Below are 304 nucleotides of genomic sequence, written 5' to 3' on the forward strand. Positions count from 1 at the left end.
AGTAAAAATGTTTGAGATTTTTGAAAGCGCCAAAATGAAATAATATCATTATTGTAATCACTTCACTATTGTTCATTTTAGGCTTTTTCTTTGGCTTATTTCCTAAACTATGTTTTGAGATTGTTTTATCAAATTCAATGCAGAATTCATCGACTAAAACAAAAATTTCTGTAATTTTATCTTTACTTAAGTGCATGGATTTTGCTTCTAATTATTTGTTTGTCAGACTTTTAAATTAGCAAAATCCATTTTTATTTCAAAATATTACATGATTTTATTTTCGATTATTTCATTGATATACTGC

1 pseudogene is annotated in these 304 nt (G+C 24.3%); it reads right to left on the minus strand.

What is annotated here, in order from left to right:
- Positions 1-196, minus strand: a pseudogene (locus tag OM075_RS26055) (IS982 family transposase); the annotation flags it as partial.
- Positions 197-304 lie beyond the last annotated feature (108 nt).

This window comes from Plebeiibacterium sediminum, from assembly GCF_026013605.1.
Lineage (GTDB): Bacteria > Bacteroidota > Bacteroidia > Bacteroidales > Marinilabiliaceae > Saccharicrinis > Saccharicrinis sediminus.